Annotated in this window: 4 protein-coding genes; 3 read left to right on the forward strand and 1 reads right to left on the reverse strand. The window is 64.3% G+C overall.

Translation table 11 applies throughout. The features are described from left to right. Nucleotides 1-57: 57 nt before the first annotated feature. A complete protein-coding gene (locus VWZ85_RS06105; protein WP_340547851.1) occupies nt 58-837 on the reverse strand; it encodes a sulfotransferase family 2 domain-containing protein in 780 nt (259 codons plus the stop codon). A 425-nt stretch (nt 838-1,262) separates the two neighbouring features. On the opposite strand from VWZ85_RS06105, the gene VWZ85_RS06110 reads away from it, so the two are divergent. The 3 genes from VWZ85_RS06110 to VWZ85_RS06120 form a co-directional block, all read left to right on the forward strand. Then, entirely contained in the window at nt 1,263-3,167 is a 1,905-nt protein-coding gene (locus tag VWZ85_RS06110; protein ID WP_416589422.1) for a type I secretion system permease/ATPase, read from the forward strand. Then, nucleotides 3,164-4,471 carry an HlyD family type I secretion periplasmic adaptor subunit gene (locus tag VWZ85_RS06115; protein WP_340547853.1) on the forward strand — a complete coding sequence of 436 codons (1,308 nt, stop codon included), beginning with the start codon at nt 3,164-3,166 and terminating at the stop codon, nt 4,469-4,471. The genes VWZ85_RS06110 and VWZ85_RS06115 overlap by 4 nt, the downstream gene beginning before the upstream one ends. Nucleotides 4,472-4,654: 183 nt before the next feature. Continuing rightward, nucleotides 4,655-5,066, forward strand: a 412-nt coding sequence (locus tag VWZ85_RS06120; RefSeq protein ID WP_416595436.1) for a GDP-mannose 4,6-dehydratase, incomplete at its 3' end; no start/stop codon positions are given.

Consider the following 5,066-nt stretch of genomic DNA (forward strand, 5'->3'; position numbering starts at 1 on the left):
AGCAGGCTGCCGGGGTTTGCGGCAGGCACATGCCCCGGGGTGGCCGCTGCAAGCCGGTCAGCCGTAGCAGCGGCTCACCAGCTGGTGCAGGCGGGCGTCGTTGCGGCTTTTCTCGCCGACGATATTGCGCACCGCATCGGGGATCTCTTCGGCGGCTTTTGCCGTGCTGCCGGTGTTCTCGCGATGCTCGGCCAGTTCGGCCGCAAGACCGTGGCTGCGGCGGAAATGCTGCAGGCTGGCGCCCAGATGTTCGGTCACGCCGATAAAGCTGTAGTAGCGGTTCAGCTTCTCCAGCGCGTGATCAAAGGAGTAGAAGGCGCCGGTCATCAGCGACAGCTGATAGTCCAGCGGCAGCGCCTGGGCATAGGCCTCCAGCGTCGGGTAGCGGGCGGCAAAGGCCTCGTGCTGGGGGTGTTTGTCGGAGGTGTTGTAGCGGTAGTTGGACACGAAGCGGTCCAGCGGATCGCGGATGATGGTGGCGCATTTCAGCGGCAGTTCCTGATGGCGCCAGTACATGACGTCGGACCATGCGAAATGCCCCATCAGCACCTGACGGCAGGGGTTGGCCTCATCGCTGCGCCGGTAGAGCGCCTTGCGCGTCTTGTTGCGGAAGGACTGGTTGGTGTTCTCCCAGGAGACCGGGTGGAAGATGTCAAAAGCCGCCTGCAGCGCCTTGCCCACCGACATGCCCGCGGTCTTGGGGATATGCATGAACAGGATCACGTCATTGGGGTCGTGATAGGCCTCTGGCGCCACCAGCCGGGGTGCAAACCGAGCCTCAAAGGCGGTCTCGGCAACGGTCTTGATACCGGAGGTCTGAGAGGAAACCTGTGACATGATAAGGGCTTGCTCCACGTTGGGCGGCAGGTGCCGGATGCGCTGTCGGGCCTTAGCGAAGGGGGGGCTGGATGTCAATCTGAGCAGCGGGGAGGCGGCCGGTTTGCGCCCCCCCCTGTGGCAGGGCGGCTGCCTGCGGGCGGCCAGTGATGCCGCGCCGCCGCGCCTGCCGCCTATTCTATGAGGAACCGGGAGAGCTGTTTGACAAGGCTCCGGCGGCTGTGCTTTTGACCCTGTGCAGAGATGCCCGGAGGACAGGGGCGCCCATCGCCATTGGCAGGAGCCATTGTGCATCCGGGCGTGTCCGGGCATATCCCCCTGATCCCGGCCCGCTCTGCCCAGATCTTTCTTGCGGGTGGCGGGGTCTCTTGGACTTCTTACTTTTGGTTGCCCGTCCGGGTGACCCAGACAAAGGCAATACGTCAATGGCACGCACCTCGGCACAGCAATCAGGATCGGCGCATAAGGCGGGGCTGGCTGAGATCCGCAAGGCCCGCAGGGGCAACCGCGGCGCCTTCTGGCTGATCGGCCTGTTCAGCTTCTTTGCCAATCTGCTGATGCTGACCAGCCCGCTTTATATGATGCAGGTCTATGACCGGGTGCTGGGCAGCCGCTCGCTGGAGACGCTGGTGGCGCTGACGGTGCTGGCGGGATTCCTGTTCCTGATCATGGGCATTCTGGATTACGTGCGCGGCCGGATCCTGGCACGGGTCGGGGCGCGGTTCCATGACCAGCTGGAAACCCGGGTGTTCAATGCGGTGCAGGACAAATCGGCGGCCGGCTTCAATGACGACATCGCCAAGGTGGGGCTGCGGGATCTGGAGGCGATGCAGAAGGCGCTCTCCTCTCCTATTGTTTCGGCCTTTTTCGATCTGCCCTGGACACCGCTGTTTCTGGGGCTGATCGCGGTGTTCCATCCGCTTCTGGGTCTGCTGGCGCTGATCGGCGGTGGCGTGCTGGTGGCTTTTGCCCTGGCCAATCAGATGATTTCCAAGGCGCCGGTCGAGAATGCCAGCATGATGGCCGCCTCGGCGCATCAGGTCTCGGACGGGATGCGCAACAATGCCGAGCTGATCCAGGGGCTGGGAATGCGCCGTGCGGCTTTTGCCAAATGGCGGATGCTGCGCAGCCAGGCGGTTGGATCTGAGCTGAGCGCGGCGGATATGACCGGTGGGTTCAGCACCGCCACCCGCACCTTCCGGCTGGCGCTGCAATCGGCGATGCTGGGCACCGGCGCCTATCTGGTGCTGACCGAAGGGCTGACACCGGGGGTGATGATCGCCTCCTCCATCATCATGGGCCGGGCTCTGGCTCCGATCGAGACGCTGATCGGTCAATGGGCTCTGGTGCAGCGCGCCCTGCAGGCGCAGGAGCGGCTGGCGCAGATGCTGAGCGAAACCCCGGAGCGCCCGGCGCCGATGAAGCTGGCCCGCCCGGCCGCCAAGCTGGAGGTACAGGGCGTGGCCCTGGTGCCGCCGGTGGCGCCGGGGCAGGTGGCCAAACCGGTCCTGCAGGGGCTGAATTTCAATATCCAGCCCGGGCAGGCGCTGGGGGTGATCGGGGCCTCGGGGGCGGGGAAATCCTCGCTGGCGCGGGCGCTGATCGGCGTCTGGCACCCGGTCTCGGGCAAGATCCGCCTCGATGGGGCGGCGCTCAATCAATATGACATGGATGATCTGGGCAGCTACATCGGCTATCTGCCGCAGCAGGTGACGCTGTTTGACGGCACCATTGCCGAAAACATTGCCCGGCTGTCGATGATGCCGGATCCCGATCAGGTGGTGGCTGCCGCCCGCAAGGCCGCGGTCCACGACATGATCCTGCAATTGCCGCAGGGTTATGACACGCCGGTGCGGGTGGCCAGCACCCGGCTGTCGGGTGGGCAGGTGCAGCGCATCGGCCTGGCGCGGGCCCTTTACGGCGATCCGGTGCTTCTGGTGCTGGATGAGCCGAACTCCAACCTCGACAATGAAGGCAGCCAGGCGCTGAACCTGGCGGTGGCCCATGCCAAACAGGACGGCCGTGCGGTGGTCATCATGGCGCATCGCCCGGCGGCGATTCAGCTCTGCGACCTGATCCTGATCCTCGACAACGGGGCGCAGCGGGCCTTTGGGGCCAAGGATGCGGTGCTGCGTGAGCATCTGCAGAACCCGCAGGCCGGCCAGCAGAAACCGGCCCCGAAACAAGCCCCGAAACAGGCTACAGTGCAGGTCGCAGCACAGGCCACAGAAGACGATGCGGCACAGCTGCCGCAGGAGGCAGCCACTTCGGCCCCGGAAACGCCGGTCCAGAAACAGCCGGCCCCGAAACAGGCAGAGGCAAAAGCATGAGCGATACATCCAAATCCTACCCGATCCGTGGGCTGACCATTGCCGGGTTGCTGGCGCTGGGGCTGCTTGTAGGCGGCATTGGCCAATGGGCGGCGACGGCGGAAATCTCCGGTGCGGTGATTGCCTCCGGTTCCATCAAGGTGGAGCAGAACCGGCAGGTGGTGCAGCACCCCTATGGCGGCGTTGTCGACGACGTGCTGGTGAGCGAGGGCGATCTGGTCGAGGAGGACGCGCTGTTGCTGCGGCTGGAGCCGTCGGAGCTGCTGGCCGAACGGCAGATCGTCGAAGGTCAGCTGGCCGAAACCCTGGCCCGGCGCAGCCGCTACAGTGCCGAACGCGACGAGGCCGAGGACATCACCTTTGCCGAGCTGCTGTTCGAGCTGAGCGGCACCCATGTGCAGACCGAAGAGCTGATCAACGGTCAGAAACGCCTGTTTGAAGCGCGCCTGGTCAATCTGCGCGCCCGCATCAGCCGCCTGCAGGAACGGATCGGCCAGATCCAGAGCCAGATCGACGGCATCGAGGCGCAGCAGTCGGCGCTGCAGGAACAGCTGGTGCTGATCGGCCAGGAGCTGGAAAACCAGCAGAGCCTGCTGGCACAGGGGTTGGCACAGTCCAGCCGGGTGCTGTCGCTGCAGCGCGAACAGTCACGGCTGCGCGGTCAGGCCGGGGCGCTGACCGCCCAGAAGGCCCAGGCCGAAGGGCAGGTCACCGAACTGGGTCTGGAGATCCTCAACCAGAAAAGCGCACGGCGCGAAGAGGCGATCACCACCCTGCGCGACCTGCAGGTGCGTGAGCTGGAGCTGATCGAACGACGCAATGTGATCCTGCAGCGGCTGTCCCGGCTGGAGGTGCGCGCCCCGGTGGCGGGGGTGGTCTATGATCTCAATGTCTTTGCCCGCAAATCGGTGATCCGGGCGGCGGATCCGCTGATGTATCTGATCCCGCAGAGCCAGCCGCTGGTGATTTCGGCGCAGGTGGCGCCGTCGGACATTGATCAGGTCTATCTCAACCAGCCGGTCAGCCTGAATTTCTCCAGCTTCAACCAGCGCACCACGCCGACGCTGTTTGGCACGGTGAGCACGGTATCGGGCGATTCCTTTGTCGATCCGCAGACCGGGCGCAGCTATTACGTGGTCGAGGTGCGGCTGAACAAAGGCGAGGCCGCCCGCCTGCCCGAGGGCAATGTGCTGGTGCCGGGGATGCCGGTGGAGACCTTTATCCAGACCAACAGCCGCACGCCCTTTGCCTATCTGTTGCAGCCCTTCACCGATTATCTCAACCGCGCCTTCCGCGAGAGCTGAGCCTGTCAGCCCGGCTCTCGCCTCCCTCCTGCCGATCCGGACAGGGGGATATGCCGGGGGGACATGCGGGCGGAAAATCGGCTGCCACTCCGTCGCAACATGTTTTAGACTGACGCGACCCCGCGCCAAGATACCAGCAAGTTACCAGGGCGCGGCTGATCGCATGAGATTTAAGGATAGCAGATGAAAAAAGCCCTCATCACCGGTGTGACGGGTCAGGATGGGTCCTACCTTGCGGAGTTTCTTCTGGAGAAGGGCTATGAGGTGCATGGGCTGAAGCGGCGGGCGTCGTCGTTCAACACCAGCCGGGTGGATCACATCTATCAGGATCCGCATGTGGATCATGCCCGCTTCAAGCTGCATTACGGCGATCTCACCGATACCTCCAACCTGACGCGGCTGCTGAGCGAGATCGAACCGGATGAGGTCTATAACCTCGGCGCGCAGTCTCATGTCGCCGTCAGTTTCGAGGCGCCGGAATATACCGCAGATGTCGATGGCATCGGCACCCTGCGCCTGCTGGAGGCAATCCGTTTCCTGGGGCTGGAGAAAAAGACCCGGTTTTATCAGGCCTCGACTTCGGAATTATACGGGT

The organism is Phaeobacter sp. JH20_29 (assembly GCF_048056175.1).
In the GTDB taxonomy this organism is placed as follows: domain Bacteria; phylum Pseudomonadota; class Alphaproteobacteria; order Rhodobacterales; family Rhodobacteraceae; genus Phaeobacter; species Phaeobacter bryozoorum.